This is a genomic window from Agrobacterium fabrum str. C58 (assembly GCF_000092025.1).
Classification (GTDB): domain Bacteria; phylum Pseudomonadota; class Alphaproteobacteria; order Rhizobiales; family Rhizobiaceae; genus Agrobacterium; species Agrobacterium fabrum.
The window spans coordinates 1-17,581 of sequence record NC_003064.2; the positions used below are offsets into that span (position 1 = coordinate 1).

At 58.6% G+C, this 17,581-nt stretch carries 15 protein-coding genes and 3 pseudogenes; 10 read left to right on the plus strand and 8 right to left on the minus strand.

The genetic code is table 11. The annotated features are described in order from the left end of the window. Positions 1 to 93 precede the first annotated feature (93 nt). The 3 genes from repA (at position 94) to repC (ending at position 3,820) form a co-directional block, all read left to right on the plus strand. Positions 94 to 1,377: a plasmid partitioning protein RepA gene (gene repA, locus ATU_RS23950; RefSeq protein WP_035215636.1), complete on the plus strand. Its 1,284-nt coding sequence runs from the start codon at positions 94 to 96 to the stop codon at positions 1,375 to 1,377. After that, positions 1,374 to 2,405 carry a plasmid partitioning protein RepB gene (gene repB / locus ATU_RS23955; RefSeq protein WP_010974268.1) on the plus strand — a complete coding sequence of 344 codons (1,032 nt, stop codon included), beginning with the start codon at positions 1,374 to 1,376 and terminating at the stop codon, positions 2,403 to 2,405. The genes repA and repB overlap by 4 nt, the downstream gene beginning before the upstream one ends. A gap of 200 nt (positions 2,406 to 2,605) precedes the next feature. Then, complete coding sequence (gene repC / locus ATU_RS23960) at positions 2,606 to 3,820, plus strand: plasmid replication protein RepC (RefSeq protein ID WP_006313545.1); 1,215 nt, start codon at positions 2,606 to 2,608, stop codon at positions 3,818 to 3,820. Between the two features lie 332 nt (positions 3,821 to 4,152). On the opposite strand, the gene ATU_RS23965 is transcribed toward repC, so the two are convergent. Genes ATU_RS23965 through ATU_RS23980 form a run of 4 tightly spaced genes read right to left on the minus strand, consistent with a single transcriptional unit; the run spans position 4,153 to position 8,754 of the window. Further along, positions 4,153 to 5,280, minus strand: coding sequence for an NAD(P)/FAD-dependent oxidoreductase (locus ATU_RS23965; RefSeq protein ID WP_010974269.1), 1,128 nt, complete (start codon positions 5,278 to 5,280; stop codon positions 4,153 to 4,155). A gap of 44 nt (positions 5,281 to 5,324) precedes the next feature. Continuing rightward, positions 5,325 to 6,332 (minus strand): Gfo/Idh/MocA family protein, encoded by a 1,008-nt coding sequence (locus tag ATU_RS23970; RefSeq protein WP_010974270.1) that lies wholly within the window; start codon positions 6,330 to 6,332, stop codon positions 5,325 to 5,327. Positions 6,333 to 6,351: 19 nt separating this feature from the next. Next, the gene (locus ATU_RS26955) at positions 6,352 to 7,860 is read right to left on the minus strand and encodes an amino acid ABC transporter permease/ATP-binding protein (RefSeq protein ID WP_010974271.1); all 1,509 of its coding nucleotides are present in this window, start codon (positions 7,858 to 7,860) and stop codon (positions 6,352 to 6,354) included. Between the two features lie 60 nt (positions 7,861 to 7,920). Then, complete coding sequence (locus ATU_RS23980; protein WP_010974272.1) at positions 7,921 to 8,754, minus strand: ABC transporter substrate-binding protein; 834 nt, start codon at positions 8,752 to 8,754, stop codon at positions 7,921 to 7,923. A 225-nt stretch (positions 8,755 to 8,979) separates the two neighbouring features. Here ATU_RS23980 and ATU_RS23985 point away from each other — a divergent pair, with 225 nt between their 5' ends. Together ATU_RS23985 and ATU_RS23990 are read left to right on the plus strand one after the other, a co-directional pair. Next, positions 8,980 to 10,044 carry a LacI family DNA-binding transcriptional regulator gene (locus tag ATU_RS23985; protein WP_010974273.1) on the plus strand — a complete coding sequence of 355 codons (1,065 nt, stop codon included), beginning with the start codon at positions 8,980 to 8,982 and terminating at the stop codon, positions 10,042 to 10,044. A 261-nt stretch (positions 10,045 to 10,305) separates the two neighbouring features. Beyond that, entirely contained in the window at positions 10,306 to 10,611 is a 306-nt protein-coding gene (locus ATU_RS23990) for a hypothetical protein (RefSeq protein WP_010974274.1), read from the plus strand. 55 nt (positions 10,612 to 10,666) lie between these two features. On the opposite strand, the gene ATU_RS23995 is transcribed toward ATU_RS23990, so the two are convergent. Both ATU_RS23995 and ATU_RS26785 read right to left on the minus strand, forming a co-directional pair. Beyond that, entirely contained in the window at positions 10,667 to 11,452 is a 786-nt protein-coding gene (locus ATU_RS23995) for a DUF72 domain-containing protein (protein ID WP_010974275.1), read from the minus strand. Positions 11,453 to 12,397: 945 nt separating this feature from the next. Next, positions 12,398 to 12,539, minus strand: a pseudogene (locus ATU_RS26785) (integrase); the annotation flags it as partial. Between ATU_RS26785 and ATU_RS24000 the strand changes: the two are divergent. Beyond that, positions 12,538 to 12,717 (plus strand): annotated as a pseudogene (locus ATU_RS24000) (NAD(P)H-dependent oxidoreductase); the annotation flags it as partial. The pseudogenes ATU_RS26785 and ATU_RS24000 sit on opposite strands and share 2 nt — an antisense overlap. 364 nt (positions 12,718 to 13,081) lie before the next feature. Then, the gene (locus tag ATU_RS24005; protein WP_010974277.1) at positions 13,082 to 13,723 is read left to right on the plus strand and encodes a DsbA family oxidoreductase; all 642 of its coding nucleotides are present in this window, start codon (positions 13,082 to 13,084) and stop codon (positions 13,721 to 13,723) included. A gap of 120 nt (positions 13,724 to 13,843) precedes the next feature. Here ATU_RS24005 and ATU_RS24010 read toward each other — a convergent pair. Further along, positions 13,844 to 14,090: pseudogene (locus tag ATU_RS24010) on the minus strand (recombinase family protein); the annotation flags it as partial. 325 nt (positions 14,091 to 14,415) lie between these two features. On the opposite strand from ATU_RS24010, the gene ATU_RS24015 reads away from it, so the two are divergent. Continuing rightward, on the plus strand, positions 14,416 to 14,664 hold the full coding sequence (locus ATU_RS24015; RefSeq protein ID WP_006313527.1) for a type II toxin-antitoxin system VapB family antitoxin: 249 nt from the start codon (positions 14,416 to 14,418) through the stop codon (positions 14,662 to 14,664). Further along, positions 14,661 to 15,074: a type II toxin-antitoxin system VapC family toxin gene (locus tag ATU_RS24020; RefSeq protein ID WP_010974278.1), complete on the plus strand. Its 414-nt coding sequence runs from the start codon at positions 14,661 to 14,663 to the stop codon at positions 15,072 to 15,074. The genes ATU_RS24015 and ATU_RS24020 overlap by 4 nt, the downstream gene beginning before the upstream one ends. Before the next feature lie 14 nt (positions 15,075 to 15,088). Here the strand turns inward: ATU_RS24020 and ATU_RS24025 are convergent, their stop codons facing one another. Further along, positions 15,089 to 16,237: a site-specific integrase gene (locus tag ATU_RS24025; protein ID WP_035257854.1), complete on the minus strand. Its 1,149-nt coding sequence runs from the start codon at positions 16,235 to 16,237 to the stop codon at positions 15,089 to 15,091. A 190-nt stretch (positions 16,238 to 16,427) separates the two neighbouring features. Here ATU_RS24025 and ATU_RS24030 point away from each other — a divergent pair, with 190 nt between their 5' ends. After that, positions 16,428 to 17,576 (plus strand): RHE_PE00001 family protein, encoded by a 1,149-nt coding sequence (locus tag ATU_RS24030; RefSeq protein WP_010974280.1) that lies wholly within the window; start codon positions 16,428 to 16,430, stop codon positions 17,574 to 17,576. Positions 17,577 to 17,581: the final 5 nt, after the last annotated feature.

Genomic DNA, 17,581 nt, shown 5'->3' on the forward strand with positions numbered 1-17,581 from the left:
AAAATATTAACCGTAGTTATGGCGAGGCCAAGCGCGGATAGTGGTTCATTAAGGATTCGTTAACCCTTAATGTCTGGACGTAAAGCGAGAATCATGTTGTATCTTTGGCGGGCTTTGGGCGGCAAACCGAACCTTGCCCGCCAAGGGGGCGATATGGCGATAGCGAAGCAGATTGAAGCAACGATCGGTCAAAAGGAAGATGCAGGTGGCAAGATCGCCCGCCATGCAAGCCTTTTGTCGCAGCAATTGCAGGAACTCCGCACACGCATGTACCCGCCGAAGTCGGAGAAAAGCCTGCGGCCCTTCCTGACCAACGAAGTCTCCAAGCTCACGTCGATACCTGATTCCACGCTGAAACTCATGTCGAGTGAAGGGCGTGGGCCGGTTCCTGGACGCCTGGAAAACAATCACCGCGTCTATACGCTTGCCCAGATAAACGAGTTGCGCGAATTCTTTGCCAGCCAGAAGCCTTCAGAGGCGTTGAGATTTTTGCCGCGCAGACGCGAGGGCGAGCATCTTCAGGTTGTCGCGATCGCCAACTTCAAGGGCGGTAGTGCAAAGACTACGACCTGCGTTCATCTTGCACATTACCTCGCTTTACAGGGTTATCGCGTCCTTGCACTTGACCTTGATCCGCAGGCATCGCTTTCCGCTCTCTTCGGTGCGCAGCCCGAATTCGATGTCGGTGCAAACGAGACGATTTATGCGGCCCTTCGTTATGACGACGCCGAGCGTCGCCCGATCCGCGATATTATTCGCAAAACGTATTTCGATGGTATCGACCTTATTCCGGGCAACCTCGAAGTCATGGAATACGAGCACGAAACGCCGCGCGTCCTGGCGCAGAAATCAGGCTCGGGCGCGATCTTCTTCGAGCGTCTCAAACTTGCCCTTTCCGAGGTCGAGCAGGACTATGACATCGTCATTCTCGATACGCCTCCGTCGCTCGGGTTTCTGACGCTCAGCGCAATTTATGCCGCGACCAGCATGATTATCACGGTACATCCGGCCATGCTTGATGTGGCGTCGATGAGCCAGTTCCTTTTGATGATGGGCGATTTGATCAGCGTGCTGAACGAGAGCGGAGCACAACTCGATCAGGATTTCATCCGCTATCTTGTCACCCGCCACGATCCGAACGACGCACCGCAGTCGCAGGTTGTTGCGATGATGCGCCATCTGTTCGGATCGGATGTGCTTCTACCCACGCTGATTGAAAGCACGGCGGTCGAGGCAGCGGGACTTGCCAAACGATCCATTTACGAACTTGAGATGGGCCAGATCGGCCGTGATACGCACAAGCGCGCCCGTGAGGCGGTGGATGCCGTCAACGAAGCGATATTGAAACTCATCAACACCAGTTGGGGACGCACATGACCAGTAAGTCATCGCGTAAATCCATCGTTGCAAATTTCGGACTGCTGTCGGCGGAGCTTGAAAACCGGCTGTCGACGGACAATTCTGCCACCCCGCAACAATCGACAGCACCTGCACGTGTTGGCGCCGGCGTCATTGGTGCGGCGCACCGCGCAATCGACGACATCAAATCCGAACGCGACCGCCTGAAGGCGCTTGTCGAATCGGGTGGCGGTGCGATCCGGGAACTCGATCCGTCAAAGATTGATCCCTCTCCCTTTCCTGATCGTCTTCCAGATGACAACGCATCGGATTTCGAGACTTTCAGGAACTCCATTCGGTCCGAAGGTCAGAAAGTTCCTATTCAGGTCCGCAAGTCGCCTTCCTCACCTGAACGCTATCAGGTAATCTACGGCCATCGCCGACTGCGGGCAGCCAAGGATCTCGGAATTCCGGTGAAGGCGATCGAAGTCGAGATTTCCGATGTCGAGCTTGTCATCGCGCAGGGTATCGAAAATGCCGATCGTCAGGATCTAACCTGGATCGAGCGCGCCCTGTTTGCCCGCCGCATGGACGATGCCGACGTGAAGCCTCGTGATATCAAGGCGGCGTTGTCGATCGACGATCCAGAGCTTGCCCGAATGCGGGCGGTTTATCGCTCCGTTCCCTTCGAGATCATCGAGGCGATCGGTCGGGCGACCAAGGTCGGCCGTCCAAGATGGGCAGAATTCGCAAAGGCATTCTCTGAGCAGGCTGATCTGCATGATGAACTGCGCAAGGCGCTGTCGCTCGCTTCAGAAAAGCACCTGGGGTCGGATCAGAAGTTTTTGGCAGCCCTCAATGCCCTGAAACCTGCAGCACCGTCACAGAAGGCCGGCGGGAAGAAGATTGCCGGCGCCGCGGGCGAACAGCTTGGCAGTTTCCTGCGTACGACCAAGGACATTCGCATTTCGGTGGAGACGCCGGCCGGAGCAGAATTCCTCGATTTTATCGAAGCCGAACTACCCACGCTGGTGGAGCGGTTCGCCCGCAAGGGATCAAAGACTTAAACCGAAGCTGAGTAGCAGGCTTCGAAGTGATTTTACGGAAGGAAAGTGCGCAAAAGAAAAAGGCCCCCGAAACGTTGCCGTCATGGAAGCCCTTCTCGTTGTGTGAGAACTTGAGAATCGCATTTCCATGAATCTTAGTCAAGAGTCTTTGGCATCGTTTTGGTGAGCGTGAATCTTTTGCCTTTTTGAAAGGCGAGGACATGGAAGGTGGACAAGTGACGACGCCCTTTGGGCGGCGGCCTGTGACCCTTGCGCTTGTGAAGCGGCAGATTGCCACGACCAAGATCGAGGAAGGCAAGTCGGCAGACAAATGGAGGGTCTTTCGCGATGCATCAGAGGCAAGAGAAGTGCTCGGTCTGCAGGATCGTAGCCTGGCGGTGCTCGACGCTCTCCTGAGCTTTTATCCCGAGAACGAACTGCGCCAGGACGCCCAGCTCGTCGTCTTCCCGTCGAACATCCAGCTGTCAATTCGCGCGCATGGTATCGCAGGTGCCACTTTGCGTCGGCATCTTGCCCTTCTCGTTGAGGCCGGCTTAATCATCCGCAAGGATAGTGCGAACGGCAAGCGCTACGCTCGAAAAGATGACGAGGGATCAATCGAACACGCTTTTGGATTCGACATATCCCCGCTCCTTATGCGGGCTGAGGAACTCGCATGCCTGGCCCAGCAGGTTGCCGCTGATCGAATTGCCTTCAGAAGAGCAAAGGAAAGCCTGACGATCTGCCGGCGCGATATCCGAAAGCTGATCACGGCTGGCGTTGAAGAGGGAGCTTCAGGCGATTGGAGCGGGCTTGAAGAGCGCTATCTTGCGCTCGTCGGACAAATTCCGCGCAATCCAACCTTGAATGAACTCAGCGATCTGGGTGCCAAGATGGCCAGCTTGCGAGAGGATATCCTCAAACTCCTGAATTCCGATGATTTTTCTTCAGAAATGACCACCAATGATGCTCAAATTGAGCGTCACATACAGAATTCAAATACCAATCACCTTAATGAACTTGAACCTAGCTCTGGAAACGAGCAGGGAGCGAAGCCGAGCCAGAACAAGCAGGCCGGACATGTGCCGATCAAGGCTTTTCCTATTGGCCTTGTGTTGCGAGCCTGCCCGGAGATTTCGAACTATGGGCCTGAGGGTCAAATCGGGAGTTGGCGCGAGCTCATGACCGCCGCCGTGGTTGTCAGGTCAATGCTTGGGGTTAGTCCCTCCGCATATCAGGAGGCCTGTGAGATAATGGGTCCAGAGAATGCTGCGGTAACCATCGCCTGCATTCTGGAGCGCGGTGGCCACATCAATTCGCCGGGCGGGTATCTCAGGGATTTGACAAGCAAGGCGAAGCGCGGTGAGTTTTCACTTGGTCCGGTGCTTATGGCGCTGTTGCGAGCTGGCGGTCACCAGGTGAAAGCCACGGGATAAATGATGGTTGGCTGGGAGAGGTGGTATCGTTATGAGGGCGGCGGCCTGCGACGTCGGAACCGTAGTTAAGGTGGTGAGGGGTTTGATTGATCACGTCAGGAAACCGGGCATGCCAATTATCACCACCCGCCCTGCCCTTCATTGACCCTTCCCACTCACCTCGCCGAGCTGGTGAATGGGACAAGAACAATCCACGTCCGGACGATAACTGGTGAGTACCGTGATCGCGCCCGCCTGGGAAACTGAAACGACGGTTCAGCATCGGCGTGCGGTAAAACAAGCCTGCCGTTAGGTCAGCAGGCTCGTGTTCCGGAGATCTTCGAATGAGTGTCTTAGCTTGAGAAACGCTCCGGTCGGAAGGTTGCGAGCATCTGATGCTCGGTCCCGGTGACAATCTCGAAAGCGAGCAATTCGCCCACGATCAGGCCAAGCGTTGCGCCGCTATGGCTGAAGGCCACGTAATAGCCGGGAATGGCCTTGATGGCTCCAATCACCGGCTCTCCGTCGCCCGGGATCGGCTTCCCACCAACACCGATCGAAGCGACTTCGAGTTGCGGATTGCCTTCCATCACCTTGGCAGCCTCCACAAGAAGCTCGGCAACAATGGTGTCATCGATCTCATAGGTGCCGTCCGCACGCACTGTCACACCCTCGTCGGCCGCCCAGTCGGCATCCAGCGAGAAGGAGCCACCTGGCGCGGGGCGAACAGCGACACGCGGTGTGTTGAGGACAGCGCGCAGGGGATGGGCGAGCGGTTTGGTTTGCACGAGAAGAGCGATCGGTGTCCCGTCACCGATGATTTGTCCGCTTTCCCCAACCATCTTCGGCACGGCCGGGCCTGTCGCGAGCACAACAGCATCGGCCCGATGGAGATAACCTTCTGCGGTTTCCGCACCAACAGCACGACCACCCTCGAGCATGACCCGCGCGGCACCTTGGTCCGTCACCAGAACGCCCCCGAGCGCGAAAAACTCTTCCAGAAGCACCCTGATCAATGTTGGCAGATCGACCCAGCCTTCGCCGGGATTGAAGATGGCACCCTGCGGGGTGATTGCGCCTGCGTCTATGCCCGGTGTGACGCGGGCGACGTCGCCTGCGGAAAGCCGCTGCGCGTCATAGGCAAGCGAAACCTCGTGGCGATAGGCTGCGTCGATCTCGTTGCGCTCGTCATCCGAATCCCAGGTCAGCCCACCATCGAAGCGAAGCCATTCCACGTCGGGGTTCTCCGCCGCGAGCGTACGATACCGGTCGATGCCAGCCATCCGCAACTGATGATAGGGTTCCGAGCGCATGCGCGCCGAGTTTAACCAGGAAAGCGAGCGGCCGGAGGCACCGTTGGCGGGCGGGCCGTCATTGAGGATAGTGACCTGGATGCCGCGCCGCGCAAGCTGCACGCCGGTAGAAACGCCGAAGATACCGGCACCGATGATGACGGCCGAAGAGATGGTGTTGTCGGTCATGGGGTTGGCTTTCAATCAATTGTCATACGGATGGGGTGAAGCGGTCAGGGCTCTTCCCAGCGGCCGCTGGCGGCGGAGCGGAAAAGGGCATCGATCGCCTTCGTGTTTGCGATCGCGTCGCCAAGGTCCGTCTCGAGTGGCTTTCCGGAGAGAACAGCCTCGGCAAATGCATCGGCCTGTTCGCGATACTGGTCGACCGGCCCGATCATGATCTCCTCGCGTCCACCGCCGGCCAGATCACGGCCATCGTCGAAGATGAGGACAGTCGGCTCGTCGGCGGGTGCATTGAAAGGAATGGGAATTTCCAGACGCCCACGCGTTCCCAGCACCGTCACCTTCTGCGTGAGGGACAGTTGCGTGGAACAGGTGAAGGCAAGCTGCTTTCCCTCCGGAAACGCTAGCAGCCCGCTCGTCAGCCGGTCCGTGCCGAAAACGGGATCACGCTCCATGAGCGCGATTGCCCGCAGCGGTTCCGCATCGAACAGGAAACGCGCCGTGTTGATGGCATAACAACCGACATCGAACAGACCGCCGCCGCCAATATCAACCTGGTTGCGCACATTCCCGGGGTCGTCGAGATAATAGGAAAAGATTGTCTGGATGGCCCTGACCTCACCAAGGCGCCCCTCGGTGATCAATGCATGTGCTTTCTTCCATTGCGGATGGTGGCGAACCATGAAGGCTTCGGCGACCGGCAGGCTCGCCGCCTTTTGTGCGGTCGCAAGTTCCCTCGCCTGTGCGGCATCAAGCGCGATCGGTTTTTCGCAGAGCACGGGTTTGCCCTGCTCCAGGGCCTTGATCGTCATGGGCACATGCAGATGATTGGGCAAAGGGTTGTAGATTGCATCTATTTCCGGATCGGCAAGCAAATCCTCGTAGCTCCCATAGGACCTGGCGATGCCGAAGCGGGCCGTCATCTCCTTTGCCTTGGCGGCATCACGCGAGGCAATTGCCACAACGCGCCCCAGGCGGCTGGACTGGATGGCGGGAATGACCGCTTTGGCAGCGATTCCTGCGCAACCGAGGACGCCCCATCGTATCGTTCGTGTCATCTTTTTCTCCTCCCGACGCTCAGAGCACTTCCGCAAGGAAGCGCTGGAGGCGCGGGCTTTGCGGGTTATCGAATATCGCCTCTGGCGTGCCGGCTTCCACCACGCGCCCCTCATCCATGAAGACGACCTGATCGGCGACCCGGCGGGCAAATCCCATTTCATGCGTCACGACGACCATGGTCATGCCACGCGTGCCGAGTTCGGCCATCAGGTTGAGCACGCCCTTGACCAATTCCGGATCGAGCGCACTCGTCACCTCATCGAAGAGGATAACTTCCGGCTCCATGGCAAGCGCACGGGCTATGGCGACGCGCTGTTGCTGCCCACCGGAAAGACCGCCCGGACGGTGATGCTGACGGCTCGCAAGACCAACGTCGGCAAGCCCTGCCTTGGCAATGCGCTCGGCCTCGGCTGCAGGCAGGCCCTTGATCTTCTTCAGCGACAGCATGACGTTTTCCAGCGCCGTGTGATCCGGAAAGAGATTGAAATGCTGGAAGACCATACCGACCCGGCGGCGCAGCGTTTCCGGTTTCATGGCCAGAATGCTTTCACCATCGATGAGAATATCGCCGCTCTTCGGCTCGACCAGACGGTTAAGTCCGCGCAGCAGGGTGGATTTGCCTGAACCGGACGGGCCGATGATGCAGGTGACGCTGCCCGGCTTTACCGAAAGGTCGACACCCTTCAGCACATCGAGATCGCCATACGCCATGCCGAGACGGCGCACATCGAGGCTGCCACCCTTGAAGGCGACACCGGACGCGCGGGCTGCACCGTCGAGTTCACTGACTTCCTCCAGCCCACTGGTGATGACGGATGGACGCTGCTTGCCGATCCGCAAGCGATTGTCGATCGCATTGACGACATGGGTGAGCGGTACGGTGACGATGAGATAAAATACGCCCGCGAGCAGCAGCGGCGAAAGATTGCCCGTCACCACCGCCTGGTCCTGCCCCACGCGGAAAATCTCGCGCTCGGAGGCCAGAAGCCCGAGGAAATAGACAAGGCTCGAATCCTTCACGTTGCCGATGAACTGGTTGACGAGAGCCGGCAGCACACGGCGCACACCCTGCGGCACGACGATAAGGCGCATGCCCTGACCGTAGCTCATCGAGAGCGCCCGGCAGGCCTCCATCTGGCCGCGGTCAACGCTCTGAATACCGGAGCGGAAAATCTCGCCGATATAAGCGCCAGCGATCAGGCTGAGCGCCAGAATGCCGAGCGGATAAGGCGACGGACCGAAGAGCTCGCGGCCGATGCGGGCAAAACCCTGGCCGATCAGGAGGATTGTGACGATGGCCGGCAGGCCGCGGAAAATATCGGTATAAAGGCGCGCGGGAATGCGCAGCCATGGCGAGCGGGAAATACCCATGATGGCGAGCATCATGCCGATGGCGACGCCAAGCACCGTCGAGGTCGCAGCCAGAATCAGCGTATTCTTCAGTCCGACCGTGATCATGGTCGGCAGCACTTCGGCCATGGCATTCCAGTCGAGGAAGCTGCGGCGCAGGTTTTCAAGCCAGTTCATCAGTATATCCCTTGAAAGAAAGGCCGGCCCGACCGGTGGAGGCCGGACCGGAAGGCGGCATCACTGCTTGGGAAGATATGCCGCCGGCATCGGTGTGCCGGGGAACCATTTTTCATGAAGCTTCTTCCAGGTGCCGTCCTGCATGGCCTCTTTCAGGCCCTTGTCCAGTGCGTTGCGCAATGCATCGTTCCCCTTGCGGATGACGAAGCCGGCAGGCGCATCGAAGCTTGGAATGTTGACTGCAATCTTCAGCGCCGGATAGCGGGCGGAGTAGTCTTTTGCCGCCTCGAAATCGAGGAAATGGGCGTCGACCGTGCCGTTGTTGAGCGCAGAAACGGCTGAGTTATTGTCCGGGAACTTGACGAGATCGGTGCCGGCGAAGTTCTTCTCGGCATAGATTTCCTGCAGCGTGCCCTGCACGACGCCGAGACGCTTGCCCTTGAGGCCTGCGGCATCGGTGATGCCAGCCTCCGAAGTCAGCACGCTGAGGAAGCCTGCAAGATAACCATCGGAGAAATCAACGGTCTCCTTGCGCTTGGCCGTCGTGCCAATTGCGGCAGCCGCAACATCGAAGCGGCCGTTAGCGACCGAGGGCATCAACGCCGAGAACTCCTGACCGGTGAAGACCACCTGCTCCTTCTTGAAGCCAAGACGCCCTGCGACGTTGAGGAAAAGCTCGATGTCGAAACCGGTAAAGTTGCCGTCGGCAGTGGTAAAGGCATAGGGCTTGGCGTCACCCATCGTGCCGACACTGATGGTGGTGGGATCGATGAGGCCAAGCGGATTGTCTGCAAGCGCCGGGGTCGCTGCGCCTGCAAGGACACCAAGCGTGACCGCGATGGCAGTGGCGCGGATTTTGGCAAAGGGGGAAGTGAAGGCTTCGGTAAATCGCATTGGTTTCGTCTCCTCTGGTGTCGTTGTCTGCGATGTATTCAAGGCGCACGGGTCCCATCCGGACGGCGACATGACGTCACCTGCCCGGCCCATGCAGTTCGCATGTCGGAAGTCTTTTTGTTACTGAGACCGGTCTCAATGAGAATGAGACCGGTCTCTTTGATTATTGGTAATTGTTATCTTCGCATTTGCCACCCGTCAAGTTCTCTTGTAAGGCTACCGTTCATGGACAAGAGCCTATCTAAATCTCCTTCCGTCACCGTGGCTGACGTCGCACGCAGGGCCGGCGTCTCGAAGGCAACGGCTGCACGCGTGCTGGGCGGCTACGGAACTGTCAGCGACAGGGTGCGCGAGGCTGTCACAGCTGCGGCAAGTTCCCTTGATTATCGTCCTAATGAGCTTGCCCGCAGCATGACGACGGGCCGCTCAGGCACGATCGGCGTGGTAGTGGGGGATATCGAGAACCCCTTCTTCAGCCTCGCGGTACGCGGCATCACGGATGTCGCCCGGCAGGCCGGCTTCACCGTCATTCTCATCAATTCGGGCGAGGACGCGGCGGCGGAGAAGGCGGCGATCCGCACATTGCTTGCCAAACGCGTCGATGGCCTGATTGTTTCCCCTGCCAAGGAAAATGACGTTGAGCACCTCCATGAGGTTATCCGCTCGGGGCTGCCGCTTGCTTTGCTCGACCGCGGAAGCGACACACTTGAAGTCGACACGGTTCTAGCCGACGACCGTTATACCGCCGAGAATGTCACGAGCCGGTTGATTGCGCTCGGCCACCGCCGCATCGCTTACCTCACCGCCTGCGACACGCCGGATCATCGCTTCCGTACGCCGCAGGACATTAGCACCGGTTCGGTGCGGCGCCGCATCGAAGGATATCTTGCTGTCTGCCGTGAGGCTGGCTTTATCGGTATGGAGGATTGGGTAAAGGTTGGGGCCGTTACACCTGAACGCACACACCGGATCGTTATCGAGACGCTCCAATCGGGACACCGTCCGACGGCGATCATTGCATCGGACAGTATAATCGGCCTTGAGGTGTTCAAGGCGCATCGTGAGTTGGGATTAAATATTCCGGGGGATCTGTCTCTGGTGTCATTCCACGACGCTGACTGGACATCTGTAACCACCCCCCCGGTCACCGTCGTGCGCCAACCCGTCTACGAACTGGGAGCGACGGCAGCCAGACTGCTAGTTGAGCGACTAAATGGCGAGGATCGGGCCGCCCGCAAGGTGGTTCTAAAAAACGAAGTTGTTGAACGCGCCTCCACACGAGCCATTTGACACTAACATCTGCCCTTTGCTCGTGGCGTGCACTGAACAGTGCCCTCGCCGCTTCGGTGCGACGTAGCACTTTTGGTATCGAGTAAAAAAATGTCGCCAGGCGGCCGGCCTGCAACACGGTTCGCCTTCTAGACGAGGTGCTGACGTGTATCGCAGCCGCGACCGGAGGCGACACAGTCCTTAAGGCGCGTTCCGCAAGGTTTGAGTTGACCATTCTCAACGGCGAGGCGAAACTTGTCGCAATGGCAAGGGAGGAATAGAATGGATCAACCAAACCTATGGCGTCATATGGCAAGCGCGCCGAAAGACGGTAATCGGATTCTCGTGACGATCCGCTCTTCAGAGCAAGGCCCAGCGCAGGTAGATCTCGTTTATTGGTCTAACGGCGATCGACTCGGCTCGGAAGGCTGGCGCGCTTCAGACTCTTCGCCGGGCCGAATCATCGAATACGCTGAACCGGAATTGAAGTGTTGGATGCCAATACCGTCGGCAAATGTCGACGGCCTCTCAACCCCCTCCCCTTGGCAAGGTGATGATGACCGGGAGCTGTACGGGTCAGGGATATGATGGGATGGAGTGCGAACATTCCGCGTGCCCTTAGCTCTCGTTGATCAAACACGTCTCAACCGTTTTCTGACTTGGCCGCGGCGTCTTCAGCCACCGGAGGTCTCTTGCCTTTCCGGAGTGTTTTGCGAGGGGCATGGCTCGACCCAAGCATAGACAGAGCGTTCTCAATTGCAGCTCCAGAGGCGGTGTTATCGAAGACGCACCATCCGTCAGGCGCCACGTTTTTGAAAAAGAACTCGATCTCCTCGTCACTGTAGACAGAATAGTAGATTTTTGGCTTTCCATGTAAACGAATGTATCGAGGAGGTGTGTCGAAAACTTCGACAGGCCACACGAGGGCAGGATCAGCGAGAACCCTATCGATCTCGTATGTCTTCAACAGATCGCTAGCTTCGAGCGAGGCCCAACTTTTGTGCCGAGCCTCGATGACAATCGGTCCCATGTCGGTATTGCGCATCGTTTTGAATGCAATATCGAAGGTTCGGCTCTCAAAAGCCAATGATGGCGGCAACTGGCACAGAAGCGGTCCACGTTTTTCGCCAAGTGGGGCGATATCTTCAATGAAACTGCAAAACGGCTCGGCGACATCGATCATCGCACGCGTATGTGAGATTTCTTTGGGCATTTTTACAGAAAACCGAAAGCCGTCTGGCACAAAGCCGGCCCACCGCGCGAATGTGGACGTTTTGTGCCGACGGTAAAAGGTGGAATTGATCTCGACGCCGTCAAAGACGGAGGCATACCGTTGCAGGCCACTGCCCTCTTCCGGAAAACGACTGGCAACTTTTTTTGGTATCGACCACGCTGCGGTGGCAATGATTGGCAAATCGCTTTCCTCCATTTTGGATTTGCAAGTGTGTAAAGAGCTGGCGCCCCGAAAGTTCCCGATCTGCTTGTCAGTTACCTTTGGTAGACATGGCACCGGTCGGACATCGAACGATTTCAACCTCATGGCTGGACTTTAGCCATGGGTCTGCCGCGCTTTCCAAGCGTTCTTACGTTTGTGCTGTCTTTGGATCGGGCTCTGGAAAATCGTTGCCGCTATGTAGATGCTGGTGCACGGTCAATGAGCGTAACACACCTTCTCGCAGGTAGCGGTATGCGCTGTTTGCGCGCTCGTAGCGTTGCGTGGCGCTGGATTGCTGAAGTTTGCCGTTGGTGGACGGGCGAAAATGAGCCCCATTCCTTCTGCATTTTAAATTTGGCTGACAGGTATGAGGTCGCTCGAATGGGTATATGTTATCGTCTTGTTCAGTTGGCCCTCCCCTCCCTCTTCAAATAGATAGCTTTTCTTTCCGATGTGATTGGTGGAAGACACGCGGTGTCTGTATCAACGTATCGGTCCGCGTGACGTCGCCTGCTTATAAGCGCTGTTTTCACGCAATGGTTTTCCAAACCTTGTCAGCTGACAAGGTCTTGGCCCCCAAGTTGCTAGGCCTTGATGTGTCCAGTAAGGCGGTATCTGCATATGAGGCTTCAAGGGTGTTGGCCTAGGGTTTTGAAAACCTTGTCAGCTGACAAGGTTTTCAAGCAATGCGTTACAAGTAAGCAGCCAAAATGACGCCTCCTCCCTACACCACCAATAGGTTGACCGACAGGAATGGCAGGGCGTCGCAGAACGGCTCGGGGAACTGCGGCGTTTGCCAGAAGGGCTGTGGACGAGGCCGGGCTCGACTGCCGGGCTGTCATCAACGAGTTTGAGGAGCTCGATTTCAATTCCTTCGTCTAAGGAACCGAGCGATGGTGGGATTGTTTCATCGTTTCCGGGAGGGGAATGCCGCGATCAGCTGCCTCCGTCGATCCTGGCAGCTACTAACAAGGTATTCAGCGCTTCCATTGGCCAACCAATGAGATAGACAATCTCGTCCTGTTCGCCTGTGGGCCGTTTTGGTGCGGCCGAGATGGATGGAGAACGAGGGGAGAGGAGGCGAATGGGCCGCCTACGATTTCCAGACCGGCTATCTGCGCCACCTCCTGGGCTTCATCGGGTTGACCGACGTTGAAATCGCTCGCGTGGAAGGCACGGTCTTCGGACCTGAGGCGGCCACGGCCGCCATCGCGGCGGCAGAAGCCCAGGTTCGCGCGATCCTGGAAAAGGCCGCCTGAAGGCGAGCCCGCCGGCTACTCAAGCTGTGAGCACGAGTCTGCATTTCAGCAGTTAGAGCTGGCGCTCAAAGCGATAGGACAAAAAGGAAGATGAAATGAAGATCACTCTCTTTGGAGGGGCGGGACCAGCGTGATTTTCCTGGCTGCTGGGTCCGTCCGGCGAAGGTGTTGCCCCTGATGAGGCGCTGAATCCGCAGTTAGCCGAACGACTATGGGACATGTCCATCCAGATGACCGGGATCGACCTTCGCTTGCTTCCCGTCAATCGCCCGTCGTGACTTACGGATGGAGGGTGCCGCGGTCGCCGCCAAGTGGTTCAGATCAATCCAAGACTTTTCGGCTCAACGATCAGAAGGATCACATAATGCTGAAAATCGATCTTTACACCGAGATCACCTGCCCCTGGTGCATCATCGGGCATCACCGTCTCGACAAGGTCCTGGCGGGGCGCTTCCCTGAGTTGGACGCGGATATACGTCAGCATCCAGACCTTCTGCTTCCCGACGCGCCAGCGGAGGGCCTCTACATTCCCGATCTTCTCCTCTCGCGCTACGGCGTGACGGATCCGAAGGCGCTCTTCGCCAGACCCGAGGCGGAAGCACGGGCGTCCGGCCTTGATCTCGACCTCAGTCGCCAACCCTGGACTTACAGGACGCAGGCAGCGCATGGGTTGATCTTTGCAGCGCGAGCACGAGGTACGCAGCATCAGCTCGCGGTCGCGATCACCGATGCTTACTTTCTGGAAGCCAAGAACATCTCGGACGCCGATGTGCTCGCGGATATCGCCGTGGCCTACGGGTTCGAACGCGAAGAGGCCCGTGCAATCGCGCTTGATCCCGAGCAACACAGACGCGTTGAGCAGGAGGCGGCCCGATCGATGGCAGCCGGGGTCAGGTCAGTTCCTTATTTCGTCTTCGGCGGGCGCATCGCCATCAACGGAGGACGCAGCGAAGACGAGATTGCGTCTGCCATCCGGGAAGCGATTGGCGTCGCGGCGTCTGCCTGAGAAAAGCGGTCCGCCACGTCGACAGCGAAGATGGAAATCTCTGCTGGCGGAAAGGGCGCGCGTGAATCTGGGCAATCGACAAGTTGATGCTCGCGCCCGCGATGACGAATGAAGGCCGAATCAATGTGCCTCATCCAGCAGGTGCCGAACAGAGGAGGGCTGCCATTTGCGCCCGCCGCGCGCCGGTCGCTCACCCATCTGGTCCAGCTGGGCGGCAATATCGCGCAGCGAAAGATTCGGATCAGCACTGGCAATCGCTGCAACGAGCTTCATCAGGTGATCCTTTGGGGGCACGACGGGGCGAGCGCGCCAAAAGCTCGGGGTCGGCAAGCTTCTCGCGGACCATCCGATGCACCGCGCGGCGCATTGTACAGATAGGAATGCGTGAGAAAATGACCAGTTGCAAGTGTGTTTTATGACCAGAATGCAGCCCTGTCAGACGCGAAACACGGCGTCGAACGACTCCGGCCACGACCGGCTCGAAACGCGCTCTGATGGCCGTCTACGGCGGAAATTGCTTAAAGTATGGTGTTCGGGGAGGGGATGTGTTGGCCTCACGCGGAACGAACATGCACGATGACCAAACCACGGGGCGCCAAATCAGAAATACTAGATAGCCATCAAGATGGCAGACGCCATCTTGATGGCTATTTCAATTTAAGTTACTGTGGATCCAAAGAAAGGAGCACTCAATGGTAACACCGCAACTATCTGTCCGCAGTTCCAAAGCTCGCGACCTTGCCCATAAGCTCGCCCGCCGAGAAAACCGCACGATTGCCGATATCGTCGAGCGCGCGCTCGAAACCTATGAGGCTCGTGAGGCAGGACGTGAACCCGCTGCGAAATTCTATAGTCGTCTTTCATCGCAGTCGGGTACGGATATCGATTTCGACAGTATCATCGATGAAAACAGACGCGCTCACAAAGGCGTCGAGCTTTGATTTTTCTCGACACGAATGTGATGTCGGAGACTTTCAAGAAAGCTCCCGATTCAGCGGTCATAGCATGGCTGGTTCGTCACGACGCCGAGTTGGCATTGCCGACGGTTGCCGTTGCTGAGATCGCTTTTGGTATTCAAAAGATCAGGCCGGATCAGCGCGCCGATCGCCTGGAAGAGGGACTTGTGAGCTGGCGTCGCCGGTTCTCCGACAAGATGTTTGCCTTCACGGAAGAAGCAGCATTGGCCTATGGCGATATCATGGGAGACGCTGCGCGGCAGGGGAGGGGGATGTCGGCTCCGGACGGCATGATCGCGGCGATAACGCGGATCAATGGTGGCCGGTTGGCGACGCGAAACCTCAAAGATTTCGAGACAACAGGGCTCGAATTGATCTCGCCCTGGCAATTCTGACGATGAGACCCGATCTACAACAATCGGGCCGCTCGCCCGCTTCTGCGTGTAGCACTGTTATAATAGCTGGACGCTTGCTGGACGGATCGGTGGCGTGATTGCTCCATCGCCTCGGGGAGGGGAATGCCCCGGTTGGCCGCTTCGGTCAGATAGCCCGACCGCAGACCATGCGCCGAAAACTGGCCTGCCTCCAACCCCGCCATCTCCGCCCGCTGTTTTAGAATCGCATTGACCGACTGCGGATCGAGCGCCCGCCTCGAGACCGTCCCCCAGCGCCCGATCCCCCGAAACACGCTGCCCTTGTCAATTTTTGCCGCTGCCAGCCACGCATTCAGCGCCTCAACGGGTCGACCTGTAAGGAAGACCGTATCATCTTCCTCGCCGCTTGTTGTCTTCGTTCGGCCGAGATGGATGGCGAGCGAGGGGAGGGGAGGGCCGCCTTCAGTCTCGATCGGAGCTTCGATCGTCAGTTGTTCCCGGCGAAGGCCTGCGATCTCGCTGCGCCGCCGGCCGCCGGAAGCAAAGGCCACCATCAGGATTGCCTTGTCGCGTAGATCGCGCAGGCTGTCTGACTCGCAAGTCGCAAGCAGCTTTGCCAGAACGTCGCCTGTGACCGCTTTTGCGCTCTTGCGCGCCCGGGTTCGCGGAACGGCGCGCACGGCCAGACGAATGGCTGATTTCAGGGCAGGGGAGGCGAAGGCGCCATGGAGGCCGCGCCACCTGGTCAGCGTCGACCAGTTTGCCAGCCGCCGGCGCACCGTCGATGGCGCATGCGGGCCGACGGATCTCAGAAAACCCTGGCGCCGGAGGTTTTCATCGACCGCAGCTGGCATGCCGTGGTCCGGATCTGTTGCGCGCTTTTCCGGATCCCAGAGGTGATGGGCGACAAATTTCAACAGTAGTGCTTCCGGTGCGGGCCAGGGAAGAGAACTGCCGGTGGTCGCCAGCCCCCAGGCTTCGAGGTAAGCGAGGTCGGATGTGAGCGCGCGCAGGGTATTGTCACCCATGCCCTGATTAACGAGATGGCGCAGCGTCTCGACGTCCTGATCGGTCAACAGCTCGGCGAGCTCGTCGCGGCGTTCGAGCGGCAGGACGGACGCAATGGTATCGAGCTCTTCGGCGCGCCGCTCGACGGACGTCTGTGATGACTTCGCTTTGGCCACGAGAGGCTCCGGAATCGCGGGTTTCGGCGGCCGCTGGGACCGTGATTTGCCCCGATTTTCCTCGATTTGCGCCGCGAAATCAACTACCATCGATAAGAGGTAATTATCGATGGTTAGAGAACCAACCGGCAATCATACCATGTGAGGAACCGCAAAATTCATATAGAGTTCTTTTAGTAAATCATTTACCATGATTTCAATGGCTTACGATCTCGCAAAAATTAGCACGAGTGACCTGATGCGGCCGGCTTTCGACGCCGGTGTCGCTCTCACGCGTCTGGACGAGCGCATCGCCCGCTCGCCCGTCGGGCAGGGCTGGATCGAGCGCACTCACTTCACTGAAGCCTGTGCCTCGCTGTGGGTCGATGGTGAACTTGTTCACCTCGAAGACCTCGTCCTCCACGACGCGACCCGCGATATCCGCACGCCCACGCACGAGCTGACCATCGCCCGCGACGTGTTACGAACCCGCCGGCGCATCGCCGCGCAGCCCCCAGACTGGACGCTGTCCGCCGATGGTTTGCGCACGCTCCGCCAGACGTCAGAAATCGCGTCGACCGGCGTGGGCGAGGCCGAGACGGCCGCCGCTATCCGTCGCGTGGTCGTGACCGACCCAGAAGGGGAGGGGGATGAAGTCGACAGTGGTGAAAATCTCCCCGGCGTCGATCTCGAAGCCATCGATGCAGTGCTCGCCCGATCGGAGGCTGCGATCGAGAGTGCCACACGGCCCGGCCGTGCCGGCGGCAGCCGCGCTACCGAAAAGGATCCGATGGTCTACGATCTCGACTGGGACGAGGAAGCCCGGCTCGACGAATGGCGCGGCGTGTTGCGGCAGGCGCAAGAATTGCCGGCGGTGCTGCAGGCGATCGTTGCCCTCGATGCTTGGAACGAACTTTCCGTCCTGCAGCACGCCCCTTGGCTCGGCCGGCTGTTGGCCGCGTCGATCCTGCGCCATGCTGGCGTCACGTCAGGCGCTCATCTCGCGGCCATCAATCTCGGCCTCAAAACCATTCCGGTCGATCGGCGCCGGCATCGCGACCGCGAGAGCCGGCTGCTCGCCATCGCCCACGGTTTTTTGGCAGCCGCCGAGATCGGGCTGAAGGAGCATGACCGGCTGATTTTGGCGCGCACGATGGTCGAGCGAAAGTTGGACGGACGCCGGACGTCTTCAAAGCTGCCGGAGCTCGTCGAGCTAGTAATGGCAAAGCCGTTGGTGTCCGCAGGCATGGTGGCGAAGACGCTCGACGTCACACCGCAGGCCGCGCGGCGGATCGTTTTGGAACTCGGTCTTAGGGAGATGACCGGGAGAGGGAGGTTTCGGGCGTGGGGGATTTTGTAGTGGCG